Annotated in this window: 22 protein-coding genes; 15 read left to right on the top strand and 7 right to left on the bottom strand. The window is 55.0% G+C overall.

Going from position 1 to position 25,724, the window contains the following annotated elements; all coding sequences use genetic code 11:
- Positions 1-11 precede the first annotated feature (11 nt).
- From phrB to ACVV26_RS07470, 3 genes are all read right to left on the bottom strand, one after another.
- The gene (gene phrB / locus ACVV26_RS07480; protein WP_474800791.1) at positions 12-1,433 is read right to left on the bottom strand and encodes a deoxyribodipyrimidine photo-lyase; all 1,422 of its coding nucleotides are present in this window, start codon (positions 1,431-1,433) and stop codon (positions 12-14) included.
- A gap of 12 nt (positions 1,434-1,445) precedes the next feature.
- A complete protein-coding gene (locus ACVV26_RS07475) occupies positions 1,446-2,402 on the bottom strand; it encodes a YbgA family protein (protein ID WP_474800789.1) in 957 nt (318 codons plus the stop codon).
- Positions 2,403-2,518: 116 nt separating this feature from the next.
- Complete coding sequence (locus tag ACVV26_RS07470; protein ID WP_474800788.1) at positions 2,519-2,725, bottom strand: YbfA family protein; 207 nt, start codon at positions 2,723-2,725, stop codon at positions 2,519-2,521.
- Positions 2,726-3,026: 301 nt separating this feature from the next.
- Between ACVV26_RS07470 and kdpF the strand changes: the two genes are divergently transcribed.
- The 10 genes from kdpF to potE all read left to right on the top strand — a co-directional run bounded on the left by kdpF (position 3,027) and on the right by potE (position 15,708).
- On the top strand, positions 3,027-3,116 hold the full coding sequence (gene kdpF, locus ACVV26_RS07465) for a K(+)-transporting ATPase subunit F (protein WP_312984268.1): 90 nt from the start codon (positions 3,027-3,029) through the stop codon (positions 3,114-3,116).
- Positions 3,116-4,792 (top strand): potassium-transporting ATPase subunit KdpA, encoded by a 1,677-nt coding sequence (kdpA, locus tag ACVV26_RS07460; protein ID WP_474800787.1) that lies wholly within the window; start codon positions 3,116-3,118, stop codon positions 4,790-4,792. The genes kdpF and kdpA overlap by 1 nt, the downstream gene beginning before the upstream one ends.
- 18 nt (positions 4,793-4,810) lie before the next feature.
- Positions 4,811-6,859 (top strand): potassium-transporting ATPase subunit KdpB, encoded by a 2,049-nt coding sequence (kdpB, locus tag ACVV26_RS07455; protein WP_474800786.1) that lies wholly within the window; start codon positions 4,811-4,813, stop codon positions 6,857-6,859.
- 10 nt (positions 6,860-6,869) lie between these two features.
- Positions 6,870-7,442, top strand: coding sequence for a potassium-transporting ATPase subunit KdpC (kdpC, locus tag ACVV26_RS07450; protein ID WP_474800785.1), 573 nt, complete (start codon positions 6,870-6,872; stop codon positions 7,440-7,442).
- Positions 7,443-7,444: 2 nt separating this feature from the next.
- Positions 7,445-10,129, top strand: a complete 2,685-nt coding sequence (gene kdpD / locus ACVV26_RS07445; protein WP_474800784.1) for a two-component system sensor histidine kinase KdpD — start codon at positions 7,445-7,447, stop codon at positions 10,127-10,129.
- Complete coding sequence (gene kdpE / locus ACVV26_RS07440; RefSeq protein ID WP_474800783.1) at positions 10,126-10,803, top strand: two-component system response regulator KdpE; 678 nt, start codon at positions 10,126-10,128, stop codon at positions 10,801-10,803. The genes kdpD and kdpE overlap by 4 nt, the downstream gene beginning before the upstream one ends.
- Before the next feature lie 30 nt (positions 10,804-10,833).
- Positions 10,834-11,247 carry a cell envelope integrity TolA family protein gene (locus ACVV26_RS07435; protein ID WP_474800781.1) on the top strand — a complete coding sequence of 138 codons (414 nt, stop codon included), beginning with the start codon at positions 10,834-10,836 and terminating at the stop codon, positions 11,245-11,247.
- A 575-nt stretch (positions 11,248-11,822) separates the two neighbouring features.
- A complete protein-coding gene (speFL, locus tag ACVV26_RS07430) occupies positions 11,823-11,927 on the top strand; it encodes a leader peptide SpeFL (protein WP_106875989.1) in 105 nt (34 codons plus the stop codon).
- A 272-nt stretch (positions 11,928-12,199) separates the two neighbouring features.
- Complete coding sequence (gene speF / locus ACVV26_RS07425) at positions 12,200-14,398, top strand: ornithine decarboxylase SpeF (RefSeq protein ID WP_474800780.1); 2,199 nt, start codon at positions 12,200-12,202, stop codon at positions 14,396-14,398.
- A complete protein-coding gene (potE, locus tag ACVV26_RS07420) occupies positions 14,395-15,708 on the top strand; it encodes a putrescine-ornithine antiporter (RefSeq protein ID WP_474800778.1) in 1,314 nt (437 codons plus the stop codon). The genes speF and potE overlap by 4 nt, the downstream gene beginning before the upstream one ends.
- A gap of 56 nt (positions 15,709-15,764) precedes the next feature.
- Here the strand turns inward: potE and pgm are convergent, their stop codons facing one another.
- The gene (pgm, locus tag ACVV26_RS07415) at positions 15,765-17,405 is read right to left on the bottom strand and encodes a phosphoglucomutase (alpha-D-glucose-1,6-bisphosphate-dependent) (RefSeq protein WP_474800777.1); all 1,641 of its coding nucleotides are present in this window, start codon (positions 17,403-17,405) and stop codon (positions 15,765-15,767) included.
- A 24-nt stretch (positions 17,406-17,429) separates the two neighbouring features.
- A complete protein-coding gene (gene seqA, locus ACVV26_RS07410) occupies positions 17,430-17,972 on the bottom strand; it encodes a replication initiation negative regulator SeqA (protein WP_312984289.1) in 543 nt (180 codons plus the stop codon).
- A gap of 181 nt (positions 17,973-18,153) precedes the next feature.
- Between seqA and ybfF the strand changes: the two genes are divergently transcribed.
- The 5 genes from ybfF to ACVV26_RS07385 all read left to right on the top strand — a co-directional run bounded on the left by ybfF (position 18,154) and on the right by ACVV26_RS07385 (position 21,686).
- Complete coding sequence (gene ybfF / locus ACVV26_RS07405) at positions 18,154-18,921, top strand: esterase (RefSeq protein WP_474800775.1); 768 nt, start codon at positions 18,154-18,156, stop codon at positions 18,919-18,921.
- Positions 18,922-19,061: 140 nt separating this feature from the next.
- The gene (ybfE, locus tag ACVV26_RS07400) at positions 19,062-19,343 is read left to right on the top strand and encodes a LexA regulated protein (RefSeq protein WP_312984331.1); all 282 of its coding nucleotides are present in this window, start codon (positions 19,062-19,064) and stop codon (positions 19,341-19,343) included.
- Between the two features lie 149 nt (positions 19,344-19,492).
- The gene (gene fldA / locus ACVV26_RS07395) at positions 19,493-20,023 is read left to right on the top strand and encodes a flavodoxin FldA (RefSeq protein ID WP_167509311.1); all 531 of its coding nucleotides are present in this window, start codon (positions 19,493-19,495) and stop codon (positions 20,021-20,023) included.
- Between the two features lie 292 nt (positions 20,024-20,315).
- Positions 20,316-20,768, top strand: coding sequence for a ferric iron uptake transcriptional regulator (gene fur / locus ACVV26_RS07390; protein ID WP_125294538.1), 453 nt, complete (start codon positions 20,316-20,318; stop codon positions 20,766-20,768).
- A gap of 303 nt (positions 20,769-21,071) precedes the next feature.
- Complete coding sequence (locus ACVV26_RS07385) at positions 21,072-21,686, top strand: helix-turn-helix domain-containing protein (protein ID WP_474800773.1); 615 nt, start codon at positions 21,072-21,074, stop codon at positions 21,684-21,686.
- Between the two features lie 114 nt (positions 21,687-21,800).
- On the opposite strand, the gene glnS is transcribed toward ACVV26_RS07385, so the two are convergent.
- Both glnS and nagE read right to left on the bottom strand, forming a co-directional pair.
- Positions 21,801-23,468: a glutamine--tRNA ligase gene (glnS, locus tag ACVV26_RS07380; RefSeq protein ID WP_474800772.1), complete on the bottom strand. Its 1,668-nt coding sequence runs from the start codon at positions 23,466-23,468 to the stop codon at positions 21,801-21,803.
- Between the two features lie 176 nt (positions 23,469-23,644).
- Positions 23,645-25,681: an N-acetylglucosamine-specific PTS transporter subunit IIBC gene (gene nagE / locus ACVV26_RS07375; protein WP_312984295.1), complete on the bottom strand. Its 2,037-nt coding sequence runs from the start codon at positions 25,679-25,681 to the stop codon at positions 23,645-23,647.
- Positions 25,682-25,724 lie beyond the last annotated feature (43 nt).

The raw sequence follows: 25,724 nt of genomic DNA, 5'->3' as shown, positions 1-25,724 counted from the left end.
ATGGCTCCCTGTTACTGTTTGCGCGCCGCTTCATATGCCGCGAGCGTGGCGATTCGCGCCTGTTTATGTTCAACAATCGGTTGCGGGTAATCAATGGTTACCCCCTGCTTTTGCGCCCACTGCCAGGGCTGGTGCACCGCTTTACCGGGAATGTCTTGTAATTCCGGCAGCCACTGGCGCACAAAATCCCCTTGCGGGTCGAAGCGTTCACCCTGGGTGGTCGGGTTAAAAATGCGAAACCACGGTGCCGCATCATGCCCTGTCGAGGCCACCCATTGCCAGCCGCCGTTATTGGCTGCCAGCATTCCGTCTACCAGCTGCGACATAAAATAACGTTCCCCTCGCCGCCAGTCGATAAGTAAGTCTTTGACCAGAAAGCTGCCGGTAATCATCCGTAAACGATTATGCATCCATCCCGTGGTATTCATCTGGCGCATAGCCGCATCAACAATCGGGTAGCCGGTTTTGCCCTCGCACCAGGCGGTGAACAGCGCGTCGTCATTATTCCAGGCCACCCGGTCAGTCCAGGGGATAAACGGCTGGTAGCGGCATAAACCGGGCCACCAGGCGAGAATATGCAGATAAAACTCACGCCAGATCAGCTCGTTAAGCCATACCACGCCGGTCCCGCCCGACAGCGCCTCAGGATACTCGTGCAGCAGGCGATGCAGGCACTGGCGCGGCGAGAGTACGCCAATCGCCAACCACGGCGACACGCGGCTGGTGCCGTCAATGGCAGGATAGTCCCGTTTGTGATCATAGTCCGCTACGGGCTGGCGGCAAAACTGGCGCAGGCGGTTGAGCGCAGCGGCCTCGCCCACCGGGAATAAGTCGTCGTCCAGCTCAGTTTGCGGGTAGTCGAACGGCCTGAGCGGTTCCGGTGTGTCAAGCGGCCCGCTTTGCCGCACGGCGGGCGCTTTAACGCATTCCGGCAATCCCTCATGCAGCCGTTTGATAAAGGCGCGGCTGTAGGGAGTAAACACTTTATACATCTCATGATTGCCGGTGGTGACGCTGCCGGGTGCCAGCAATACGTAATCGTCAAAGCCCTGGCACACCAGAGTATCACCGAGACGCTTTTCCACAGCGGCGTCGCGCTGGCGCTCGTTCAGTTCGTACTGGTAGTTGTAGAACAGCGCATCAACATTGTGCTCATCGCAAAAATTTTCAAGGGCATCTACCGAGGCGGCAAAGTCATCCACCTCAAACACCGTCAAAGGAACGCCTTTTTCCGCCAGCGATTGTTGCAGAGAATGGAGATGGGCCTGTATCCACGCCGCCTGGCGCGGTGCGAGATTGTGTTCGCGCCACTGCTGAGGGGTAGCGATAAACAGGCTAATTACTCTGGCTTCGGGGCGACGGCAGGCCGCTGCGAGCGCAAGGTTATCGTTCACGCGGAGATCGGCGCGAAACCAGACCAGATGGGTGGTCATAAAGCTCCTGAATTAATTGCCATAGCGCAGGCGCAAAGCCTCCGGGAAAGGATCGAAATAGCGCTGCTGTTCCAGATAGCCGTCAGGATATTCCGCCAGATAATGTTTTAACAGGGTGACGGGCGCCAACAGCGGCTGGGTGCCCTGCCGATAGCGATCAATCAGTTCTGCCAGCTCCTGGCGCTGTCGGCTATTCAGATGCGGGCGGAAATAGCCCTGGACGTGCATCAGTACGTTGGTGTGATTACGCCGGGTAGCGTGGTGGGACATCAGCGTCATCAGGCGCTGACGGTACGCATTGAAGTACTGCTGCAGATCGTCCCATTGATCGATAGCGGCGACGAAGCGCCCCAGCTCGCGATACTGCTGCTGCGAATGAGCCAGCAGCAACAATTTATAGCGGCTGTGAAAGCCAATCAGCGCGCCACGGGTTAGCCCCTGGGCACGCAGTTGGTTCAGTTCGTGCAGCGCGTAAATCCGCTCGACAAAATTTTCACGTATCGCCGGATCGTGTAGCCTTCCGTCTTCTTCCACCGGTAGCCAGGGAAAGGTCTGCATCAGGATTTCGGTAAAAATTCCGCGCCCGGCTTTGCGGTTGTTTTTGCCGTCTTTGTCATACACCCGTACCCGTTCCATCCCGCAGCTGGGCGATTTGGCGCAGACAATATAGCCGCAAAGGTGGGAAAGGCGCGCGATGCGCTGATGGGAGAATTCCGCCATATCGGCCGTTAAATCCCCTTCTCGCTTGTCGCTAAAGCGCAGCGAAATATCACCCGTGTCGTCTTTGACTAAGCGCAGCGCAGGTCGCGGCACCGGTAGACCAATCGCCATCTCCGGGCAGACCGGCTCATAACGAACCCACGGAGATAAATCTTCCACCGCGAAAGCGAGCCGTTTGTGGCCGCCGTCGAAACGCACTTTTTCCCCGGACAAACAGGCGCTGATACCAACCGGGATTTTCTCGTCCATAGCTACTCCTTACTGATGCGTGAAGTAAGTGTAGCAATTTTGTTTACTGGTTATCTTCAGGTTGCAGACATAAAAAAACCGCCGAACAATCGGCGGTTTTCTCAGTAACATGGCGATCAATAAAAATCGCTGGCGGCGGCTTCAGACTGGGCCATCCATACCGGTTTTTCACTGGTTTTCGACCAGACGCGGTGCAGGTAGCTGTAGAAGCGCGCGCGGTCTTTCCACAGCAGCATCACCGGCAGCGCAACGATGCCTGCCACGATGACCAGAGCGCGACGCAGGAAGACCTGATACGCAGGATATTTTTTGTATAAAGACATAAGTTTCTCCCCTTTTAGCTGACCGGTAATATTCACCGGGAATCTGTATCTGATGAAAATAGTACCGTTCTGGCTGTAATTTTACTACTCCTCCGACCACTTAAATCACCAGAAACACCGATCTTTACATTTCCCCCTGTAATTAAGTTACGTAATGGTTAAATTTTTACTAACCATTAGTTAAATAATGGTCTTTTCGATTTTTATACTTTTTTTACACCTGCCGGGCCGTTTTTTTACGACATCTTTGCACGCCAATTTTTACCCTTGATGCATTCCTGTTTCCCAATGGAGGTGGATCGTGAGTGCAGGTGTAATGGCCGGCGTGGTGCTGGTATTTCTGTTAATCGGCTATCTGATTTATGCCCTGATTAACGCGGAGGCATTCTGATGGCTTCCAGCGCGTTTTTACTGATTGGCGGTTTTATCGTCGTGCTGATGGCACTGGCGAAGCCGCTATCCACCCTGCTCGCCAGGCTGATCGAGGGGCAACCGTTGCCGGTAGTTGGCCAAATTGAAGCGATACTTTGGCCGCTGTGCGGTATTCGTAACGAGGAGATGAACTGGCGGCAATATTTGCTGGCGATCCTGACATTTAACCTATTGGGTCTGGCGGTATTGATTGCGTTGTTAATGACGCAGGGGCATTTGCCGTTAAATCCGCAAGGCTTTCCGGGAATGTCGTGGGATCTGGCGTTGAATACCGCCGTCAGTTTTGTGGCGAATACCAACTGGCAGGCGTATGCCGGGGAAAGTACGCTCAGCTACTTAAGCCAGATGGCCGGGCTGGCGGTGCAGAATTTCCTCTCTGCCGCCAGTGGGATCGCCGTGGTGTTTGCCCTGATCCGCGCGTTCTCGCGCCATTCCACCACGCTGCTGGGTAACGCCTGGCAGGATCTTACCCGCATCACGCTGTGGGTGCTGTTCCCACTGTCACTGGTGCTGGCGCTGCTGTTTATCCAGCAGGGGGTAATCCAGAACTTCTCAGACTACTTGCCGATGACCTCACTGGAAGGCGTACAGCACGTTTTGCCGATGGGGCCGGTGGCTTCACAGGAAGCGATCAAACTACTGGGTACTAACGGCGGCGGCTTCTTTAACGCCAACTCCTCGCATCCGTTTGAAAACCCCACCGCGATCACCAATTTTGCCCAGATGTTGGCGATTTTCCTGATCCCGGCGGCGCTGTGCATGGCGTTTGGCGAAGCAGTAGGCGATCGCCGCCAGGGCCGGGCGATCCTCTGCACCATGACCCTCATCTTCGTGGTGTGCGCGGCAGCAGTGATGTGGGCGGAAACCCAGGGCAACCCACACCTGGTGGCGTTCGGGGCCGATAGCGCCATCAATATGGAAGGCAAAGAGAGCCGTTTCGGCATTCTTGCCAGCAGCCTGTATGCGGTGGTGACCACGGCGGCGTCCTGCGGGGCGGTAAACGCGATGCACGATTCGCTTACCGCGTTGGGCGGCATGGTGCCGCTATGGCTGATGCAAATTGGCGAAGTGGTGTTCGGCGGCGTCGGCTCCGGGCTGTACGGCATGCTGCTGTTTGTGCTGCTGGCGGTGTTTATCGCCGGGCTGATGATTGGCCGCACGCCGGAATATCTGGGCAAAAAAATTGACGTCCCTGAGATGAAGCTTACCGCGCTGGCGATTCTGGTCACGCCCGCCCTGGTGTTACTCGGCAGCGCACTGGCGATGATGACCGACGCCGGACGTAGTGCCATGCTCAACCCCGGCCCGCACGGGTTTAGCGAGGTGCTGTATGCCGTCTCCTCTGCCGCCAACAACAACGGCAGCGCCTTTGCCGGGCTGAGCGCCAACACCCCGTTCTGGAACGTGCTGCTCGCCGCCTGCATGTGGCTGGGCCGCTTCCTGGTGATTATCCCGGTGATGGCGATTGCCGGTTCGCTGGTGGAGAAAAAATCCCAACCCGCCACCGTTGGCACCCTGCCCACACACGGCGCGCTGTTTATCGGTCTGCTGACCGGCACCGTGCTGCTGGTGGGCGCGTTGACCTTTATCCCTGCCCTGGCCCTCGGCCCGGTGGCGGATCACTTTATTCAATAATCTTGCGGAGAGCGATTCATGAGTCGTAAGACGCTGGCCCTGTTCGATAGCGCGTTGCTTCGCCAGGCCATGATTGACGCCGTTATCAAACTTAACCCGCGCGCCCAGTGGCGCAATCCGGTGATGTTTATCGTCTGGCTCGGTAGCCTGTTAACCACGGTGCTGGCGGTGGCGATGGCGGCGGGCGCGCTGAACGGCAGCGCCGGGTTTACCGGGATCATCAGCCTGTGGCTGTGGTTTACCGTGCTGTTCGCCAACGTGGCGGAAGCACTGGCGGAAGGACGCAGCAAAGCCCAGGCCAACAGCCTGAAAGGGGTGCAGAAAACCGCATGGGCCCGCAAACTGCGTGCGCCGCACCATGACGCGCAGCGGGATAAAATCCCCGCCGCCGAACTGCGCAAAGGCGACCTGGTATACGTGGAAGCGGGCGATATTATCCCCTGCGACGGCGAGGTGGTGGAAGGCGGCGCGTCGGTGGATGAGAGCGCCATTACCGGTGAATCCGCGCCGGTTATCCGCGAATCCGGCGGCGATTTCGCCTCGGTTACCGGCGGCACGCGCATTCTGTCTGACTGGCTGGTGATCGAGTGCAGCGTTAATCCGGGGGAAACGTTCCTCGACCGGATGATCGCCATGGTGGAAGGCGCGCAGCGCCGTAAAACGCCCAACGAGATTGCGCTGACCATTTTACTGATCGCGCTGACGCTGGTGTTTTTGCTGGCGACCGCAACCCTGTGGCCGTTCTCCGCCTGGGCGGGGAACGCGGTGAGCGTAACGGTTCTGGTGGCGCTGCTGGTGTGCCTGATCCCGACCACCATCGGCGGGCTACTGTCAGCGATTGGCGTCGCCGGGATGAGCCGGATGCTGGGCGCGAACGTGATCGCCACCAGCGGGCGCGCGGTTGAAGCCGCAGGCGACGTGGATGTGCTGCTGCTGGATAAAACCGGCACCATCACGCTGGGCAACCGCCAGGCATCAGAGTTTCTTCCTGCGCCGGGCGTGGGCGAGCACACCCTGGCCGACGCGGCGCAACTGGCGTCGCTGGCGGATGAAACCCCGGAAGGCCGCAGCATCGTGATCCTCGCCAAACAGCGTTTTAATCTGCGCGAGCGCGACGTACAAACCCTGCAAGCCACCTTTGTACCCTTTACCGCCCAGACCCGGATGAGCGGAATTAACCTCCAGCAGCGGATGATCCGTAAAGGCTCGGTGGATGCGGTGCGCCGCTATGTTGAAGTCAACGGCGGGCACTTCCCGGCGGCAGTGGAAGGCCTGGTGGAAAACGTAGCGCGTACCGGCGGGACGCCGCTGGTGGTCGCTGAAAACGCCAACGTGTTAGGCGTCATCGCCCTGAAAGATATCGTTAAAGGCGGGATCAAAGAGCGTTTTGCCGAACTGCGCAAAATGGGCATCAAAACCGTGATGATCACCGGGGATAACCGGCTGACCGCCGCCGCGATTGCCGCCGAAGCAGGGGTCGATGATTTCCTGGCGGAAGCGACGCCGGAAGCCAAGCTGTCGCTGATCCGCCAGTACCAGAGCCAGGGCCGTTTAGTGGCAATGACCGGCGACGGCACCAACGACGCCCCGGCGCTGGCGCAGGCCGATGTGGCGGTCGCCATGAACTCCGGCACCCAGGCGGCGAAAGAAGCGGGCAACATGGTAGACCTGGATTCCAACCCCACCAAGCTGATTGAAGTGGTGCATATCGGCAAACAGATGCTGATGACCCGTGGCTCGCTCACCACCTTTAGCATCGCCAACGACGTCGCCAAATACTTCGCGATTATTCCTGCGGCTTTTGCCGTGACCTATCCGCAGCTTAACGCGCTTAACGTGATGCATCTGCACTCCCCCGCCTCGGCCATTCTGAGTGCGGTGATTTTCAACGCCCTGATCATTATTTGCCTGATCCCGCTGGCGTTGAAAGGGGTGAGCTACAAACCGCTCAGCGCCGCCGCGATGCTGCGCCGCAATCTGTGGATCTATGGTCTGGGTGGGTTACTGGTGCCGTTTATCGGCATCAAGCTCATCGATTTATTGCTGACGGCTTTCGGCCTGGTGTAAGGAGAAAAAGATGTCAATGTTACGTCCGGGTATCGTTTTATTGCTGTTACTGACGCTGATCACCGGCGGCGTTTATCCGCTGTTAACCACCCTGCTGGGACAATGGTGGTTCGCCGATAAGGCGGCGGGCTCGCTGATTTATCAGCACGATCAACTGCGCGGTTCGCGGTTAATCGGCCAGGATTTTACCCAGCCGGGATATTTTCAGGGCCGCCCTTCTGCCACCGCAGAAACGCCCTATAATCCTCAGGCATCGGGGGGCAGCAACCTTGCCGCCAGCAACCCTGAACTGGATAAACTGATTGCCGCGCGCGCCGCGGCATTACGGGCCGCGAACCCGAACGCCAGCCCGGCGGTGCCGGTAGACCTGCTGACTGCCTCGTCGAGCGGCCTGGATTACGGGATATCGCCCGAGGCGGCTGAGTGGCAAATCCCCCGCATCGCCGCTGCCCGCGAGTTGAGCGCGGAAACCGTCGCCCGGCTGGTGAAGGCCCATACCTCAACGCCGTTAATCGGGTTTCTCGGCAAACCGGTAGTCAACGTGCTGGAGCTTAACCTGGCGCTGGATGCTAATAAGGACTAAAGATGACTGAGGAGCCATCGCGCCCCAACCCGGATCGCCTGCTCGCGCGCACCAGTGGGCAGCACCGGGGTAAGCTGAAAATTTTCTTTGGGGCGTGCGCGGGCGTGGGTAAAACCTACGCCATGCTCACCGAGGCGCGGCGTCTGCACGCCCAGGGCCTGGATGTGCTGGTGGGTGTGGTGGAAACCCACGGACGCCAGGAAACCGCCGCGCTGGTTGAAGGCTTGCCGGTTCTGCCGTTAAAGCGGCTGGAGCATCGTGGGCGGATTGTGCCGGAATTTGACCTTGATGGCGCGCTGGCGCGCCATCCCGCGCTGATCCTGATGGATGAACTGGCCCACAGCAACGCGCCCGGCTCCCGTCATCCTAAACGCTGGCAGGATGTGGAAGAGCTGCTGGCGGCAGGCATTGATGTTTTTACCACCGTTAACGTTCAGCATCTGGAAAGCCTGAATGATGTGGTGGGCGGCGTGACCGGGATCCAGGTGCGCGAAACCGTGCCCGATCCCATTTTCGATGCCGCCGACGACGTGGTGCTGGTGGATCTCCCGGCGGACGATCTGCGCCAGCGGCTAAATGAAGGCAAAGTCTATATCGCGGGCCAGGCGGAGCGCGCTATTGAGCATTTCTTTCGCAAAGGCAACCTGATTGCACTACGCGAACTGGCGCTGCGCCGCACCGCCGATCGGGTAGACGATCAGATGCGCGCCTGGCGCGACAACCCCGGCCAGGAAAAAGTCTGGCATACCCGGGATGCGATTTTGCTGTGCATCGGGCGCGGCAGCGGCCATGAAAAGTTGGTGCGCGCCGCCGCCCGGCTTGCCGCTAAACTCGGCAGCGTCTGGCACGCCATCTATGTTGAAACGCCACGCCTGCACCGCCTGCCGGAAACCGAGCGCCGCGCCATATTACAGGCGCTGAGCCTGGCGCAGGAATTAGGCGCACAAACCGCCACGCTTGCGGAATCGGCGGAAGAGAAAGCCGTGGCACGCTACGCCCGGGAACATAATCTGGGCAAAGTGGTTATCGGCAAACGTCCGCGCCGCCTGTTCTGGCGCGATACATTTGCCGATCGCCTGAACCGCTACGCGCCCGATCTGGATGTGCTGGTCGTGGCGCTGGAAGACGCCCCTGCCCCGCTGGCTGCAAAACCCGAGGATATCCGCAATTTTAGCGAGCGCTGGCGCGTGCAGCTAAAAGGCTGCGCGGTTGCGGTGGCGCTCTGCGCGCTGATTACCCTGCTGGCAAGCCGCTGGCTGATCGCTTTTGAAGCGGCGAATTTAGTCATGCTTTATTTACTCGGCGTGGTGATCGTGGCGCTGTTCTACGGGCGCTGGCCGTCGGTGCTGGCGACGTTTATCAACGTGCTGAGTTTTGATGTGTTCTTTGTGAATCCGCGCGGCACGCTGGCGGTATCGGATGTGCAGTATCTCCTCACCTTCGGCGTGATGCTCACGGTGGGGCTGGTTATCGGTAATCTTACCGCCGGGGTACGCTATCAGGCGCGGGTCGCCCGCTATCGCGAGCAGCGTACCCGCTCGCTGTATGAGTTATCCAAATCCCTGTCCGTAGGCCGCACGACGCAGGACATCGCCGCCACCAGCAGCCAGTTTATTGATGCGACATTTTTTGCCCGCAGCCAGCTATTGTTGCCCAATGAGCACGGCGCGTTGAAGCCGCAGCCCGATGCCAGCGTAACGCCCTTCTGGGATGAAGCCATTGCCCGCTGGAGTTTTGATAACGGTCAGCCTGCGGGCGCAGGCACCGATACGCTCCCCGGCGTGCCCTACCAGATTGTTCCGCTGCGCGCGGCGGGCAAAACCGTTGGGCTGGTGATTGTTGAGCCCGCGAATCTACGGCTTTTGATGATCCCTGAACAGCAGCGTTTGCTGGAAACCTTTACTCTGCTGGCGGCAAACGCGCTGGAGCGGCTGGCCCTGACCCGTAGCGAAGAACAGGCGCGGCTGACCAGCGAACGCGAAAAACTGCGTAACTCTCTGCTGGCGGCGCTGTCACACGATTTACGCACCCCGCTGACGGTGCTGTTCGGCCAGGCGGAAATTCTGACCCTCGATCTGGCGAGTGAAGGCTCGCGCCATGCCCGGCAGGCCAGCGACATCCGCCAGCATGTGCTGAACACGACCCGGCTGGTAAATAATCTGCTGGATATGGCGCGTATTCAGTCCGGCGGGTTTAATCTGCAACGCGAATGGCTCACACTGGAAGAAGTGGTGGGAAGCGCGCTGAATATGCTGGAACCCGGCCTGGCCGGACGGCAGATTGCGCTGGAGCTTCCCGACCCGTTACAGCTGATTTATGTCGATGGCCCGCTGTTTGAACGGGTGTTGATCAATCTGCTGGAAAACGCCGTCAAATATGCGGGCAGCGCGGCGCAAATCGGCATTCGCAGCAAAGCGCAGCCTGGCTGGCTGGATATCGAGGTGTGGGATACCGGGCCGGGTATCCCGTCCGGGCAGGAACAGGCTATTTTCGAGAAGTTTTCACGGGGAGATAAAGAATCGGCAATCCCGGGAGTTGGGCTTGGGCTGGCAATATGCCAGGCTATTGTTGATGTCCACGGCGGGATAATATACGCCGGTAATCGTCCTGAAGGCGGCGCCAGTTTTCATATTCAGCTGCCGTTACCCACGCCGCCGGATATGGCGGATATGCACGAGGCCCTGTGACTACCGTTCTGATTATCGAAGATGAAAAAGAGATCCGGCGTTTTCTGCGCACCGCGCTGGAAGCAGATTCTCTGCGGGTGTATGACGCAGAAACGTTGCAGCGCGGGCTGATTGAAGCCGCCACCCGCAAACCCGATCTGGTGATCCTTGACCTGGGCCTGTCGGACGGCGATGGCATCTGTTTTATTAGCGAATTTCGCCAGTGGAGCCAGGCGCCGATTATTGTGCTGTCGGCGCGCAGTGAAGAGACCGATAAGATTACCGCGCTGGATGCGGGCGCTGACGATTACCTGAGCAAACCTTTTGGGATTGGCGAGTTGCAGGCGCGGCTGCGCGTGGCGCTGCGCCGCCAGCAAACGCGGCCAGAGGGCGACGCCGTGTATCAGTTTTCCGGGATTAGCGTGGATATCCCCGCGCGGCGTATTACCCGTGATGAACAGGAAATTCACCTTACGCCCATCGAATTTCGGTTACTGGCCGTGCTGTTGAACCACCATGGAAAAGTGCTAACCCAGCGACAACTGCTAAATCAGGTATGGGGGCCTAATGCGGTGGAGCATAGCCACTATCTGCGCATCTATATGGGGCATTTACGCCAGAAGCTGGAAGCCGACCCGGCGCGGCCCCGGCATTTGCTCACTGAAACCGGGATAGGCTACCGGTTTATGCTGTAAGCGCACCTGTTAACGTTGAGGGTATTTGATATGAAAAATATTGTTGCAGCTTCTGTTGTGATTCTGACCCTCACCGCCTGCTCCGGCACACAATTAGGCGTTGGAGTGGGAACCGGCTTTCCAAGTGTGGGGGTCGGCGCTGGCCTATCGTTTCCTGTTGGCCAGAACACCAGGCAAGAAGATGAATCCTATGCTCAAATCCTTACCCGTGAGATATACGCCAGGATTAACGATACCGGGCAATATGCTGGCAAGCTCTGCACCATTCGCATCGCAACAGATGCTGAAGGCACCGTCATGGATGTTACGCGCCTGGAAGGCGATCCGCGCTGGTGCGATCGGGTGATGGCAGCCGCAACACAGCTCTATCGCGTCCCCGCGCCACCGGCTGCTATGGTAGACCGTCTGCAACAAGGGCTGGTGATTGATTTGATCCCCAAGTAAACCCAGATAAAGGGCGGGGTTGGCAACCGAGAGGTAAATTTGTTAACGAAAGCGAGTGACCCGCCTTTTTTTGGCCTATCTGTCATCGGGATTGTTAACATTTGTGGCTATTCATATGTGTGCATTTTTATGCACGTTGCCGAGCAATCGGATTTCACAAATTGACAAACAACTGCATTCCGATTTTGTCCAGATAAACCCTTAGTGAATGTAGAAAGCTTTTGCTGCTGGGTTTAAGAAAATGAAATGATGTTTTTATTTGAATGAGCCTTTCTATTAACGCATTCTTTTTTGGGCTGCCACTGAATAACCCTGAAATTAATTAGAATAAATAACCAATAGATAAATGCGTTATTTCACCGCAATTAAAAATACAAATGTTACACAATCTAACCAGACATTGTTACACAAACACATCCACTGACCACGCGGGCGAACCATAGTGAATTACTCTGCATTAATTTGTTCCTGTGCGTATATGTAGTGAAACTAAATCATTTTATTGATACTCGTCACGGTTTATCCTTTTGCCGGAGATAAAATAGCCTCGCCTTTATTTAGAAAAGGATTTAATTATGGAAAACAACAACCGGTTAATGCCGCATATAAGGCGAACCACACATATAATGATGTTTGCCCATCGTAATAGCTTCGATTTCCACTTCTTTAACGCCCGATAGCCACGTCCTGGCAGGTGCGCCATAGCACAGGCCTCTTCACACCCTATGTCTTTTTTGGGTTTCAATGCCTGCGCGTGATCGCGTCTGATCTCTGATAAAGCCAATTTTTTAAATCAATCGCCGGATTGAGGGCTTTATTCATCCTAAAAAAATAGCGTCGATTATTTTGCTGCCTTTTGGTTGCACAATACTCCTTTGCTTAATTTCCGGTGCCATTCAATTTCTTAATAAAAGAAATTGCGGGAAAGTATTGCTTAAAACTCAGGATTACCATGCAAAAGTTAAAAATTGCGGTTAGCCGCATCTGTCCGGACTGCGTTAATACCCAACGGGAAGTCGTTTCAATTATGGATACCGATTTTATTGATGTCGCTGCCGCCGTCGTGGCGCTAGCCGATATTGATAACGGTATTATTGATAAAATCGAGCGTACCGGTTTTGGTCTGCCGATTTTTATCGCAACCCATAATAATGAACGTGTTCCCGAACACTGGTTAGCGCGTATCAACGGCGTGTTTGAAATCAGCGAGTCTCGTTCGGAATTCTATGGCCGCCAGCTTGAGGCCGCCGCAGCGAAATACGAAACCAGCCTGAAACCCCCGTTCTTCCGCGCGCTGGTTGATTATGTCAAACAAGGCAACAGCGCGTTTGATTGCCCCGGCCACCAGGGTGGTCAGTTCTTCCGCCGTCACCCGACGGGCAATCAGTTCGTGAATTTCTTCGGCGAAACCCTGTTCCGCTCCGATTTGTGTAACGCGGACGTGGCGATGGGCGATTTGCTGATCCATGAAGGCGCGCCGTGCACGGCTCAAAAACACGCTGCCAAAGTGTTTAACGCCGATAAAACGTACTTTGTGCTCAACGGCACCTCTTCCTCTAACAAAGTGGTGCTGAATGCGCTGCTGGCACCGGGCGACCTGGTATTGTTTGACCGCAACAACCATAAGTCGAACCATCATGGCGCGCTGTTACAGGCGGGCGCAACACCGGTTTATCTGGAAACAGCCCGTAACCCGTACGGCTTTATCGGTGGGATCGACGCGCACTGCTTCGAAGAGCGCTATCTGCGTGACAGCATCCGTGAAGTGGCTGCCGACCGCGCCCAGGACGCACGTCCGTTCCGCCTGGCAGTGATCCAGTTAGGCACCTACGACGGCACTATTTATAACGCGCGTCAGGTAGTGGATAAGATCGGTCATCTGTGTGACTACATCCTGTTCGACTCCGCATGGGTGGGCTATGAGCAGTTTATTCCGATGATGGCGGACTGCTCACCGCTGCTGCTGGAACTTAACGAAAACGATCCGGGCATTCTGGTGACCCAGTCTGTACATAAGCAACAGGCCGGGTTCTCCCAGACCTCGCAGATCCATAAAAAGGACAGCCATATCAAGGGGCAGGATCGCTATGTTTCCCATAAGCGTATGAATAACGCCTTTATGATGCATGCTTCCACCAGCCCTTTCTATCCGCTGTTCGCGGCGCTGGACGTTAACGCCCGTATGCACGAAGGCGAAGGCGGCAAACAGATGTGGATGAACTGCGTAGAAGTCGGTATCGATACCCGTAAGCTGATCCTCAACAACTGTCACCATATTCGTCCGTTCGTGCCTGCTACCGTTGACGGCAAAGCGTGGGAAAGCTGGGATACTCAACAGATCGCCCGCGATCTGCGCTTCTTCCACTTTGTACCAGGCGACAAATGGCATGCGTTCGAGGGCTATGCAGAGCATCAGTATTTCGTCGACCCCTGCAAACTGCTGCTGACCACGCCGGGTATCAATGCTGCTACTGGCGAATACGACACTTTTGGCGTGCCGGCCACCATTCTTGCCAACTTCCTGCGTGAGAACGGCGTGGTGCCGGAGAAATGCGACCTCAACTCGATCCTGTTCCTGCTCACGCCTGCTGAAGAGATGGGCAAAATGCAGCAACTGGTGGCGCTGTTGGTCCGTTTCGAGCAGTTACTGGAACACGACGCACCGCTGAGTGAAGTGCTGCCGTCGCTCTGGAAACAGCATCAGGAACGTTACGGCGAGTACACCCTGCGCCAGCTTTGCCAGGAAATGCATGACTTCTATGCCAGCCACAACGTGAAGCAGCTTCAGAAAGAGATGTTCCGTAAAGAGTACTTCCCGCGCGTGGTGATGAACCCGCAAGACGCCAACTACGCCTTTATCCGTGGGCAAACCGAGCTGGTGAAACTCCGCGATGCAGAAGGCCGCGTGGCGGCTGAAGGCGCGCTGCCTTACCCGCCGGGCGTGCTGTGCGTAGTCCCGGGCGAAATCTGGGGCGGCGCGGTGTTGCGCTACTTCCAGGCGCTGGAGGAAGGCATCAACCTGCTGCCGGGCTTCGCACCGGAACTCCAGGGGGTGTATGTCGAGGAGCATGACGGTCGTAAACAGGTGTGGTGCCACGTTATCAAGCAGCCCGTGGTGAAAGCGTCAGCACAAAAGGAAATCAGATTATGAGTAAATCCAACAAGATGGGCGTGGTGCCGCTCACAATATTGACCATGGTGAACATGATGGGCTCCGGCATCATCATGCTACCCACCAAACTGGCGGAAGTGGGGACGATTTCGATTATCTCCTGGCTGGTGACCGCGCTGGGGTCAATGGCGCTGGCCTGGGCCTTTGCTAAATGCGGGATGTTCAGCCGTAAAACCGGCGGTATGGGTGGTTATGCCGAGTACGCCTTTGGAAAGTCCGGCAACTTTATGGCCAACTATACCTACGGCGTATCGCTGCTGATCGCTAACGTGGCGATTGCGATTTCCGCCGTGGGTTACGGCAGCGAGCTGTTCGGCGCGACGCTCAGCCCGGTACAGATCGGTATCGCCACGATTTGCGTACTGTGGATTTGCACCGTCGCCAACTTCGGCGGCGCGCGCATCACCGGGCAAATCAGCGGCATTACGGTATGGGGCGTGATCATTCCGGTGGTCGGTCTGTCGGTGATTGGCTGGTTCTGGTTCAGCCCGACGATGTATGCCGAATCCTGGAACCCGCACAACGTGCCGTTCTTCGACGCCGTTGGCTCATCCATCGCCATGACGCTGTGGGCATTTTTAGGGCTGGAATCCGCCTGCGCCAACACCGAAGTGGTGGAAAACCCGGAACGCAACGTGCCGATCGCGGTACTGGGCGGGACGCTGGGCGCGGCGGTGATTTATATCGTCTCTACCAACGTAATCGCCGGGATTGTGCCGAATATGGACCTGGCTAACTCCACCGCGCCGTTCGGTCTGGCCTTCGCGCAAATGTTCACGCCGACCGTGGGTAAAGTGATCATGGGCCTGATGGTGATGTCCTGCTGCGGTTCGCTGCTCGGCTGGCAGTTTACGATTGCTCAGGTGTTTAAATCCTCAGCGGATGAAGGTTACTTCCCGAAAATCTTCTCGAAAGTATCAAAAGCTGAAGCCCCGGTTAAGGGCATGCTGACAATTGTGATTTTCCAGAGCGTGCTGGCGCTGATGACCATCAGCCCGTCGCTGAATAATCAGTTTAACGTGCTGGTTAACCTGGCGGTTGTCACCAACATCATTCCGTACATTCTGTCGATGGCGGCGCTGGTGATTATCCAGAAAGTGGCGAAGGTCGATCCGGGTAAAGCGAAAGCGGCAAACTTCGTGGCATTGATCGGAGCGATTTACAGCTTCTATGCGCTCTACTCCTCAGGTTCCGAAGCGATGCTGTATGGCGCCATGGTGACCTTTATGGGCTGGACGCTGTACGGGCTGGTATCGCCGCGCTTTGAGTTGACCAATAAACACGGCTAATCGAAAACGCAGCAATAAAAAAGGGAGCCTCGGCTCCCTTTTTCTGTTTAACGCTATCAGGCGTTTTTCAGAACTTCACTGACAATTTCTACCGCTTCTTTCTCGATCTGGGCACGGTGCTCGGCGCCGAGGAAGCTTTCGCAATAGATCTTGTAGGCGTCTTCCGTACCCGACGGACGCGCCGCGAACCACCCGTTGTCGGTCATCACTTTCAGGCCGCCAATCGATGCGCCATTGCCCGGCGCGGCAGTTAAACGCGCGATGATCGGGTCACCCGCCAGGGTGCTGGCACTGACCATCTCTGGAGAGAGTTTGGAGAGCGCCGCTTTCTGTGCGGATGTTGCGGACGCCTGCAGACGGTTGTAGCTCGGCGCGCCGAAGCGTTCAGCCAGTTCGTCATAGTGCTGTTGCGGGTTTTTACCGGTTACTGCGGTAATTTCCGCCGCCAGCAGGCACATGATGATGCCGTCTTTGTCGGTCGACCACGGGGTGCCGTCAAAACGCAGGAATGATGCGCCCGCGCTCTCTTCACCGCCGAAGCCGAAACTGCCGTCGAACAGGCCGTCAACGAACCACTTAAAGCCCACAGGCACTTCAACCAGTTTGCGGCCCAGGTCGTTAACCACGCGGTCGATCATCGCGGAAGAAACCAGGGTTTTGCCCACCGCCACATCGTTGCCCCACTGCGGACGATGCTGGAACAGGTAGTTAATCGCCACAGCAAGATAATGGTTCGGGTTCATCAACCCCGCCGGCGTGACGATACCGTGGCGGTCATAATCCGGGTCGTTGGCAAACGCCAGGTCAAACTTGTCGCGCAGCGCCAGCAGGCCCGCCATCGCACATTCAGAGGAACAGTCCATACGGATTGCGCCGTCTTTGTCCAGATGCATAAAGCGGAAGGTCTGGTCGACGTGATCGTTAACGATGGTCAGGTTTAATTTGTAGTGCTCGGCAATGCGCTTCCAGTATTCGATACCCGAGCCGCCCAGCGGATCGACGCCCAGCGTCAGGCCCGCTTTCTGGATGGCCGCCATATCGACGATATCCGCCAGCCCTTCGACAAACGGCTGCACCAGATCTTTCGCGGTAATGTGCCCGCTCGCCCAGGCTTCATCCAGCGAAACGCGTTTCACTGACGCCAGGCCTTCCGCTAACAGGGCGTTAGCGCGGTCTTCCACCACTTTGGTGACATTGGTATCAGCCGGGCCGCCGTTGGGCGGATTGTATTTGATGCCACCATCGTCAGGCGGGTTATGGGAAGGGGTAATGACAATCCCATCCGCCTGTTTTCCGCCCTGGCGGTTGTGGACCAGAATAGCGTTAGAGACCGCCGGGGTCGGCGTATAGCCGTTGTCTTCCTGAACGATCACATCCACGCCGTTGGCGGCAAGCACTTCCAGCACCGAGATAAACGCCGGTTCGGAAAGCGCGTGCGTGTCTTTACCCACATAACAGGGGCCGGTAACGCCATTTTTTGCGCGTTCTTCCGCAATGGCCTGGGCAATCGCCAGAATATGCGGTTCGTTAAAACTGTGGCGCGCCGAGCTGCCGCGATGGCCGGACGTCCCGAATTTCACCGCATGCTCGCTGTTCCCCGGCTGCGGTTTCAGCACGTAATATTGTGCGGTGAGTTGGGCAACATTAATCAAATCACGCTGTTGTGCAGGCTGCCCTGCACGGTTATGAATTGCCATGGCCTGGTCCTTTTGACGCATTAGTTAAATGGTGCCGCAAACCTTTTCAATCAATTCCGCCGGGAACTGCATTGACTGCATGATGTGTTCAATCATGCTGCATTTACGACCGGTATTGGTGTTGGTAATCACCCAGTATGGCGTACCTGGCACATGTTTGGGTTTGGTTTGATTACCGCTCTGCAAAAGCGTTTGCTGATCGCCCGCAAAATAGACGCGGGTGCGGCCATGCAACGACTCGGTGGCATCGGCGAACGCTTTTGGATCCAGTGTATAGAGTGTAGACAGCACCAGCATGAAACGGTTGACGGCACGCTTTTGTTCAGCGTATTCGTCAGAAAGCAGCAGCTCGCGAACAGCGCGTACACGATCTTTGGGGTTGTTGGCGGGTTTTTCTTCCATCACGGCGACGGCCGCGCTGCCCTCTTTCGCCGGTTTTTCGACTTGCGGTTGCGCGGGGTTGAATTTCAGCATGCGACGCAAAATGTCGGACGCGCTTTCACCAATGTGCTGGGTGTGGCTCGCGATATAGCGATAAAGGTCGTCATCAACTTCAATCGTTTTCATTTTAATCCAGTGCGATATCTTTCTGAATACAAATCGTTGGGAGTATAGGATCAAACCCCAACAGCGGATAGCGTCAAGCCAGGAAGGCGGCAAAAGTCAGATTTAACTGGATCTTGCGACCGGGCGGCAGAATGTTCAACATAATACCCTAACCTGACACCTGCAAAAAAAGAACTTTGCCATGAAATTACATACCCGAGCGCAAACTACACAACAATCGCATAACGCCTCACCGATCGTGCTGGTTCACGGCCTGTTCGGCAGCCTGGATAACCTGGGCGTGCTGGCTCGCGAACTGATTACCGATTTCGACGTTATCCAGGTGGATATGCGCAACCACGGGTTGTCGCCGCGCAGCGATATCATGACGTATCCGGCCATGGCACAGGATCTGATTGATACGCTCGACGAACTGAGTATCGACAAAGCCACTTTTATCGGCCACTCCATGGGTGGTAAAGCCGTGATGGCGGCAACCAACATCGCGCCGCAACGCATCGATAAACTGGTGGCGATTGATATCGCGCCGGTGGATTACCAGGTGCGGCGGCACGATGAAATTTTCGCCGCGATTAACGCCGTCAGCGAAGCCGGGATCACCTCTCGCCAGGATGCGGCGGCCCTGATGCGTGAACAAATCCCTGAAGAAGGGGTGATTCAGTTTCTGCTCAAATCCTTCGCATCCGGCGAGTGGCGTTTCAATGTGCCGGCACTGTGGGATCAGTATTCACATATCGTCGGTTGGGAAACGGTGCCCGCCTGGGATCATCCGGCGCTATTTATTCGCGGCGGCAATTCGCCGTACGTGGATGAAAGCCATCGCGAGGCGCTGCTTGCGCAATTCCCCCAGGCCCGCGCGCACGTCGTAGCGGGCGCGGGCCACTGGGTTCATGCCGAAAAACCGCAGGCCGTGGTACGGGCAATCCGCCGCTACCTCGATGCCGGGTAAAAATGGTTAAAAATAAAGCGGCTGATAAGTCAGAGTGCCGTTAACGCGTTGGCGCGCCGGATTCCCTCATGTATGATGGCGCGCTTAACTGCATCCGAGCCCCGCTCCTGCACCCTGTTTTCCCTGTCAAAACGCGCATCATGGCCAAAGAACAAACGGACCGTACGACATTAGATCTGTTCTCGGACGAACGCCGCCCGGGCAGACCCAAAACTAACCCGCTGTCACGCGATGAACAGTTGCGCATTAACAAGCGCAACCAGTTAAAGCGCGACAAAGTGCGCGGGCTCAAGCGCGTTGAGCTCAAACTGAACGTTGAAGCGGTTGACGCGCTCAACATGCTGGCAGAGGCCCGCAATATCAGCCGCAGCGAATTGATCGAAGATATTCTGCTGTCACAGCTCGCCGCCCTTAAAGACTGAGCGTTATCTAAAAACACGGCGCGATGTAGCAGACTGTGCACATGGCCGTGATAGAGATTTCCGCCAGCTTGTCTGTTCTGCTATGATTGCCCTATCTGTAGGCTTTTTGCCTCAACCATCTCATTAAGTTTCAAGAGGTTATTTTACTCATGGCAATCGTAGGCATTTTCTTCGGCAGCGATACCGGCAACACTGAAAATATCGCAAAAATGATTCAAAAACAGCTTGGTAAAGATGTTGCTGAAGTGCGTGATATTGCTAAAAGCAGCAAAGAAGACCTCGAAAGTTTTGATATTTTGCTGCTGGGCATCCCTACCTGGTATTACGGCGAAGCGCAGTGCGACTGGGATGACTTCTTCCCTACCCTCGAAGAGATTGATTTCAACAATAAACTGGTTGCCCTGTTTGGTTGTGGCGACCAGGAAGACTATGCCGAATACTTCTGCGATGCGCTGGGCACCATGCGTGACATTATTGAACCGCGCGGCGCAACTATCGTTGGCCACTGGCCGACTGAAGGCTATCACTTTGAAGCCTCCAAAGGCCTGGCGGATGACGATCACTTCCTCGGTCTTGCCATCGACGAAGATCGCCAACCGGAACTCACCGCAGAACGCGTTGAAAAATGGGTTAAACAGGTTTCTGAAGAGCTGCACCTGCAGGACATCATCAACGCCTGATTATTAAGGGTGCTAAGTCAATTAGCGCCTTTTTATCTTGATTGATAGGCAAAAGCGATAAAAATAATTGCTACAAATTTTTAACTTTTGCCTCCAGACCTGTACAATATACGCCTTACGCATCGGGTGATTTTGCAACAAATGCAGGCAGCGCCACGATTTTGGGTATTTTTAAGCAAGGCAGTTGCAGTTTTCATTTAGGCATGGCAGTTCTATAATGAAACGCATAATGCCTTGCATCGATCTCTTGCTCCCTGAGGAGCGAATCGTTACGTAACAGGACAAATTCCGCATGACTGACAACAATACCGCATTGAAAAAGGCTGGCCTGAAAGTCACGCTTCCGAGGTTAAAAATCCTCGAAGTGTTGCAGGGGCCGGACAACCACCATGTCAGTGCGGAAGACTTATACAAACGCCTGATCGACATGGGTGAAGAGATTGGGTTAGCGACCGTTTACCGCGTTCTTAACCAGTTTGATGATGCCGGAATCGTCACGCGCCATAATTTTGAAGGCGGCAAATCCGTTTTCGAGTTGACTCAGCAGCATCATCACGATCACCTCATTTGCCTTGACTGCGGTAAAGTGATCGAGTTTAGCGACGATTCAATCGAAGCGCGCCAGCGTGAAATTGCCTCCCGTCACGGTATTCGCTTAACTAACCACAGCCTGTACCTGTATGGCCATTGCGCAGAAGGCGATTGCCGCGAAGACGAAAATGCGCATGAGATCGCAGAAAAGTAATTTTTTCTAGAATCATGAATTCCAGTAAAAGCCGACTAATGTCGGCTTTTTTATTTCTGATGATTTAAAAAATAACAGGCATGGCTTGCTTAATAATGAAACCTTTAAGTAAATCCTGTAATGAATTAAATAATGTGAATGATGTTTTAAGAATATATCAATAACTATATAAATCAGCCAGTTATCATATATTGAGACATCTTATCACCTGCCGGGTCTGTTTGTTGCGTTGCGGTTTAAAAATGCCATCACTTAAAATAGTGATTAGCATCGCATCCGATAAAATAAATCTGGTTAATCGCAATGACATTACCGCAGAAACCTCTCTCTGAATTATATCGCTTAACGGATTTATTCACTGACTATAACAAACTTACGCGTGTAGAAAGATATACCTTAATACCCGTAAGACCTCATACCGTTACGCTGATTCATGGTGGGCAGTTTTCTATCATTCGCAGCAGCGACAGACTTTTATTTGAAAAACAAACTGCGCCAGCGCTGTTTGGGCTAACCGGTAATGCCCGAAATCTGGCCTATCTGCGCATTTATGCCGATACGCAATGCCATTTCCAGTTAGTGCCTCTGGACATTTTCATGCAGCGTCTTGACGATAATCATTCGCTGCACTTAATACCGCCAATTTTATCCTGGCATATAGAAAGTTTACTTTATCGGGATGAGATGATGATGGGGCGAAATAGTTATCAAATGATTAAGGGGAATCTCCTCCATCTTAATCAACTAGATGAGTTTATGCGGTCAAAAATCAATGTTGCGGATTTCATCGTCAAACGAACCAACTTATCTCGCAGTATCGTCATGAAAGTTTTGTCGGCGATGCGCGCTAAAAATCATATCGATGTTAAAAGAGGCAAATTGCTGACAATCAATCAACTGCCTGAAAAACTCAGTTGATGCGAGAGGTAATTCATCGCAGTCTAAGACGTTCTCCGGGCCTTTCTCTTTTCATTTAAAGAAGCTTCACGCCAAAAAAAACGCCGCATTACGCGGCGTTTTAGCAATGAAATCTTATTCCCCGATTTTCGCCCAGGTATCGCGTAAACCCACCGTACGGTTGAACACCAGATGTTCAGGTTTGGAATATTTGCTGTCGAGGCAGAAATAACCTTCACGCTCGAATTGCAGCGCGTTGCCCATTTCTGCATTCTGCAGGCTCGGCTCGCCAAAACCCTGCTTGATCACCAGCGACTCTGGATTGATAGTCGACAGGAAATCTTCTGCCGCGCCGGGATTTGCCACGCTAAACAGACGATCGTACAGGCGGATTTCAATCGGTAACGCATGGCTGGCACTCACCCAGTGGATCACGCCTTTCACTTTGCGGCCGTCCGCCGGGTCTTTGCTCAGGGTTTCTGCGTCGTAGCTACAGAAGATAGTGGTGATGTTGCCTTCCGCGTCTTTTTCTACACGCTCAGCTTTAATCACATAAGCATTACGCAGGCGGACTTCTTTACCCAGCACCAGGCGCTTGTACTGCTTGTTAGCCTCTTCGCGGAAGTCGGCGCGGTCGATCCACACTTCGCCGCTGAACGGCACTTCACGGCTCCCCATCTCCGGTTTGTTCGGATGGTTTGGCATCGTGACCCTTTCGCTCTGGCCCTGCGGATAGTTCTCGATCACCAGTTTCACCGGGTCGATAACCGCCATGGCACGCGGCGCGTTCTCGTTGAGATCTTCACGGATGCAGGCTTCCAGCGCAGCCATTTCTACCGTGTTGTCCTGCTTAGTCACACCGATGCGTTTGCAGAATTCACGGATAGAGGCAGCGGTATAACCGCGACGACGCAGACCAGAAATGGTCGGCATACGCGGGTCGTCCCAGCCTTCAACGATCTTTTCCGTCACCAGCAGGTTGAGTTTGCGTTTGGACATAATCGCATACTCAAGATTCAGACGAGAGAATTCATACTGACGTGGATGAACCGGAATGGTGATGTTATCCAGCACCCAGTCATACAGACGGCGGTTATCCTGGAATTCCAGGGTACAGAGTGAATGGGTAATGCCTTCCAGCGCATCGGAGATGCAGTGGGTAAAGTCGTACATCGGATAGATGCACCACTTGCTGCCGGTCTGGTGATGATCGGCGAATTTAATGCGGTAAATTACCGGGTCGCGCATCACGATAAACGGCGACGCCATGTCGATTTTCGCGCGCAGGCAGGCTTTGCCTTCTTCGAAACCGCCGGTACGCATTTTTTCGAACAGCGCGAGGTTTTCTTCTATGCTGCGATCGCGGTATGGGCTGTTTTTACCCGGTTGAGTCAGGGTGCCACGGTATTCGCGAATTTGCTCCGGCGAAAGTTCGTCAACATAAGCCAGGCCTTTGTTGATCAGCTCAACGGCATATTGATGCAGCGCATCGAAGTAGTCAGAAGAATAACGCACGTCTCCTGACCATTGGAAACCTAACCACTGGACGTCGTTCTTGATGGAATCAACGTATTCGATATCTTCTTTTACCGGGTTAGTGTCATCGAAACGCAGATTGCACTGGCCCTGATAATCTTTGGCGATGCCAAAGTTCAGGCAGATCGATTTTGCATGGCCGATATGCAAATAACCGTTCGGCTCAGGCGGGAAACGGGTATAAACAGTCGAGTGTTTTCCACTGGCCAAATCTTCATCAATGATTTGGCGAATAAAGTTAGTCGGGCGGGCTTCAGCCTCACTCATTGCGCATTCCTCAAAGCTTCGCAAAATAGATAACGGTGAATGATCTTATAACCTAAGACGGGACACAACCATTAGTTGCACAAAAACACAATAACCGCTGCGTTCCGGCGATTTTGCATAAAAAAAGCGGCGGAATTCTCTTCCGCCGCTTAAGGCAACCTCTTACTCAGGAGCGATTATTTGCCTTTAATCTCATACAGTGGGGTTTGACCGGCAATGACCTGACCTTGCGCCTTAATGACCAGGCCGCTGAAGTCGTCGATATTGCTGCAAACCACTGGGCTAATCATGGAGCGCGCATTGGCGTTCAGGAAATCCAGATCCATTTCCAGCACTGGTTGGCCCGCCGTCACTTCAGCACCCTCTTCCACCAGGCGGCTAAAGCCCTGGCCGTTCAACGCCACCGTATCGATACCCATATGGACAACGATTTCAGCGCCGTTTTCGGTTTCCAGACAGAACGCGTGGTTGGTGTTGAAGATCTTAACGATGGTGCCAGCAGCTGGCGCAACCACGGTTTTTGCCGTCGGTTTAATCGCCACGCCATCACCCACCGCTTTGCTGGCGAAGGCTTCGTCCGGCACATCGTCGAGCGCAACCACATCACCGGTCACCGGCGCAACCAGCGTTGCGATAGTGGAGGTGGTATTCGGGGTGGCCTGCGGCTTCGCCGTTTGAACCGGTGCGGCAACCGGCGCGGTTTCGCCCGTAGCCGGTGTGGCGGCAGGTACGTTGCCAACAGTTTTCATTGCATCGGCGATTTTTTCCGCCATAAAACCAACGATAATCTGCACGCCGGTTTTATTGAGACGGATAACGCCCGTTGCGCCAAGGCGTTTCGCCAGGGCTTCGTTAACGCGGGAGGAATCTTTCACCGACAGACGCAGACGGGTGATACAGGCGTCAATCCCGGTCAGGTTGTCTGAACCGCCGACTGCCGCCACGTACTGACGCGCCAGACCGGTAACATCCTGCTCTTTGGTACCGCTTACGTTCATATCCTGACCATCCGCTTCGCTACCGGCAACAGCCAGTTCACGGCCCGGGGTCATCAGGTTGAATTTAGTGATAACCAGACGGAATACCACGTAGTAGATAACGAAGAAGACCAGGCCCTGTGCGATAAGCATGTACCATTGCGTCGCCAGCGGGTTACGGGTAGACAACACCATATCCACCAGACCGGCGCTGAAGCCGAAACCGGCAATCCAGTGCATGCTGGCCGCGATGAAGACAGAAATACCGGTCAAAATGGCGTGGATTACATACAGCACCGGCGCAACGAACATGAAGGAGAATTCCAGCGGTTCGGTGATACCGGTAAAGAAGGCGGCAAACGCGCCCGCCATCATGATACCCAGCACTTTGGCTTTGTTTTCCGGACGTGCGCAGTGGTAAATCGCCAGCGCCGCGCCAGGCAGACCAAACATCATGATTGGGAAGAAGCCCGCCTGATAACGACCCGTGATGCCCACAATGCCTTTACCGGATTCGATAGACTGTGCGCCGCCCAGGAAGTTAGGAATATCGTTGATGCCCGCCACGTCGAACCAGAACACGGAGTTCAGCGCGTGGTGCAAGCCGACCGGAATCAGCAGACGGTTGAAGAAGGCGTAAACGCCCGCGCCTACGGAGCCCAGTTTCTGGATGTGTTCGCCGAAAGTCACCAGACCGTCGAAAATCATTGGCCAGATGTACATCAGGATGAACGCCACCACAATCATCACGAAAGAGGTGAGGATCGGTACCAGACGACGACCGCTGAAGAACGACAGCGCTTTCGGCAGCTCGACGCCGCTGAAGCGGTTGTACAATTCCGCAGAGATAATACCGACCAGGATACCGACGAACTGGTTGTTGATTTTACCAAACGCCGCCGGAACCTGGTCGGCAGGGATTTTTTGAATCATCGACACCGCTGCCGGCGAGCAGAGGGTCGTTAACACTAAGAAGCCGACAAAACCAGTGAGCGCCGCCGCACCGTCTTTGTCTTTAGACATCCCGTACGCCACACCGATGGCGAACAGGACGGACATGTTATCAATAATGGCAGCACCGGACTTTATGAAGAATGCCGCAAGCGCGTTATCTCCACCCCAGCCAACCGGGTCAATCCAGTAACCTACCCCCATCAGAATTGCTGCTGCAGGCAGGGTAGCAACCGGCACCATCAGCGCCCGGCCTACTCGTTGCAAATAACCTAGAATACTCACTTTATCCCCCTATGAGACCTGATAAGGCTCTTTCAAAGCCGTT

The sequence above is a fragment of the Atlantibacter sp. MEI4A-1023 genome (assembly GCF_056155425.1).
The sequence above is the reverse complement of the archived record's forward strand: the minus strand, read 5'-3'. Positions and strand labels throughout refer to the sequence as shown.

Coding starts and splice junctions, on each gene's coding strand:
- seqA (WP_312984289.1), bottom strand. CDS start 17,972: ATGAAAACGATTGAAGTTGATGACGACCTTTATCGCTATATCGCGAGC.
- ybfE (WP_312984331.1), top strand. CDS start 19,062: ATGGCCAAAGAACAAACGGACCGTACGACATTAGATCTGTTCTCGGAC.
- kdpD (WP_474800784.1), top strand. CDS start 7,445: ATGACTGAGGAGCCATCGCGCCCCAACCCGGATCGCCTGCTCGCGCGC.
- speFL (WP_106875989.1), top strand. CDS start 11,823: ATGGAAAACAACAACCGGTTAATGCCGCATATAAGGCGAACCACACAT.
- kdpA (WP_474800787.1), top strand. CDS start 3,116: ATGGCTTCCAGCGCGTTTTTACTGATTGGCGGTTTTATCGTCGTGCTG.
- glnS (WP_474800772.1), bottom strand. CDS start 23,468: ATGAGTGAGGCTGAAGCCCGCCCGACTAACTTTATTCGCCAAATCATT.
- fur (WP_125294538.1), top strand. CDS start 20,316: ATGACTGACAACAATACCGCATTGAAAAAGGCTGGCCTGAAAGTCACG.
- ACVV26_RS07475 (WP_474800789.1), bottom strand. CDS start 2,402: ATGGACGAGAAAATCCCGGTTGGTATCAGCGCCTGTTTGTCCGGGGAA.
- ACVV26_RS07470 (WP_474800788.1), bottom strand. CDS start 2,725: ATGTCTTTATACAAAAAATATCCTGCGTATCAGGTCTTCCTGCGTCGC.
- kdpB (WP_474800786.1), top strand. CDS start 4,811: ATGAGTCGTAAGACGCTGGCCCTGTTCGATAGCGCGTTGCTTCGCCAG.
- potE (WP_474800778.1), top strand. CDS start 14,395: ATGAGTAAATCCAACAAGATGGGCGTGGTGCCGCTCACAATATTGACC.
- speF (WP_474800780.1), top strand. CDS start 12,200: ATGCAAAAGTTAAAAATTGCGGTTAGCCGCATCTGTCCGGACTGCGTT.
- fldA (WP_167509311.1), top strand. CDS start 19,493: ATGGCAATCGTAGGCATTTTCTTCGGCAGCGATACCGGCAACACTGAA.
- ACVV26_RS07385 (WP_474800773.1), top strand. CDS start 21,072: ATGACATTACCGCAGAAACCTCTCTCTGAATTATATCGCTTAACGGAT.
- phrB (WP_474800791.1), bottom strand. CDS start 1,433: ATGACCACCCATCTGGTCTGGTTTCGCGCCGATCTCCGCGTGAACGAT.
- pgm (WP_474800777.1), bottom strand. CDS start 17,405: ATGGCAATTCATAACCGTGCAGGGCAGCCTGCACAACAGCGTGATTTG.
- ybfF (WP_474800775.1), top strand. CDS start 18,154: ATGAAATTACATACCCGAGCGCAAACTACACAACAATCGCATAACGCC.
- kdpC (WP_474800785.1), top strand. CDS start 6,870: ATGTCAATGTTACGTCCGGGTATCGTTTTATTGCTGTTACTGACGCTG.
- ACVV26_RS07435 (WP_474800781.1), top strand. CDS start 10,834: ATGAAAAATATTGTTGCAGCTTCTGTTGTGATTCTGACCCTCACCGCC.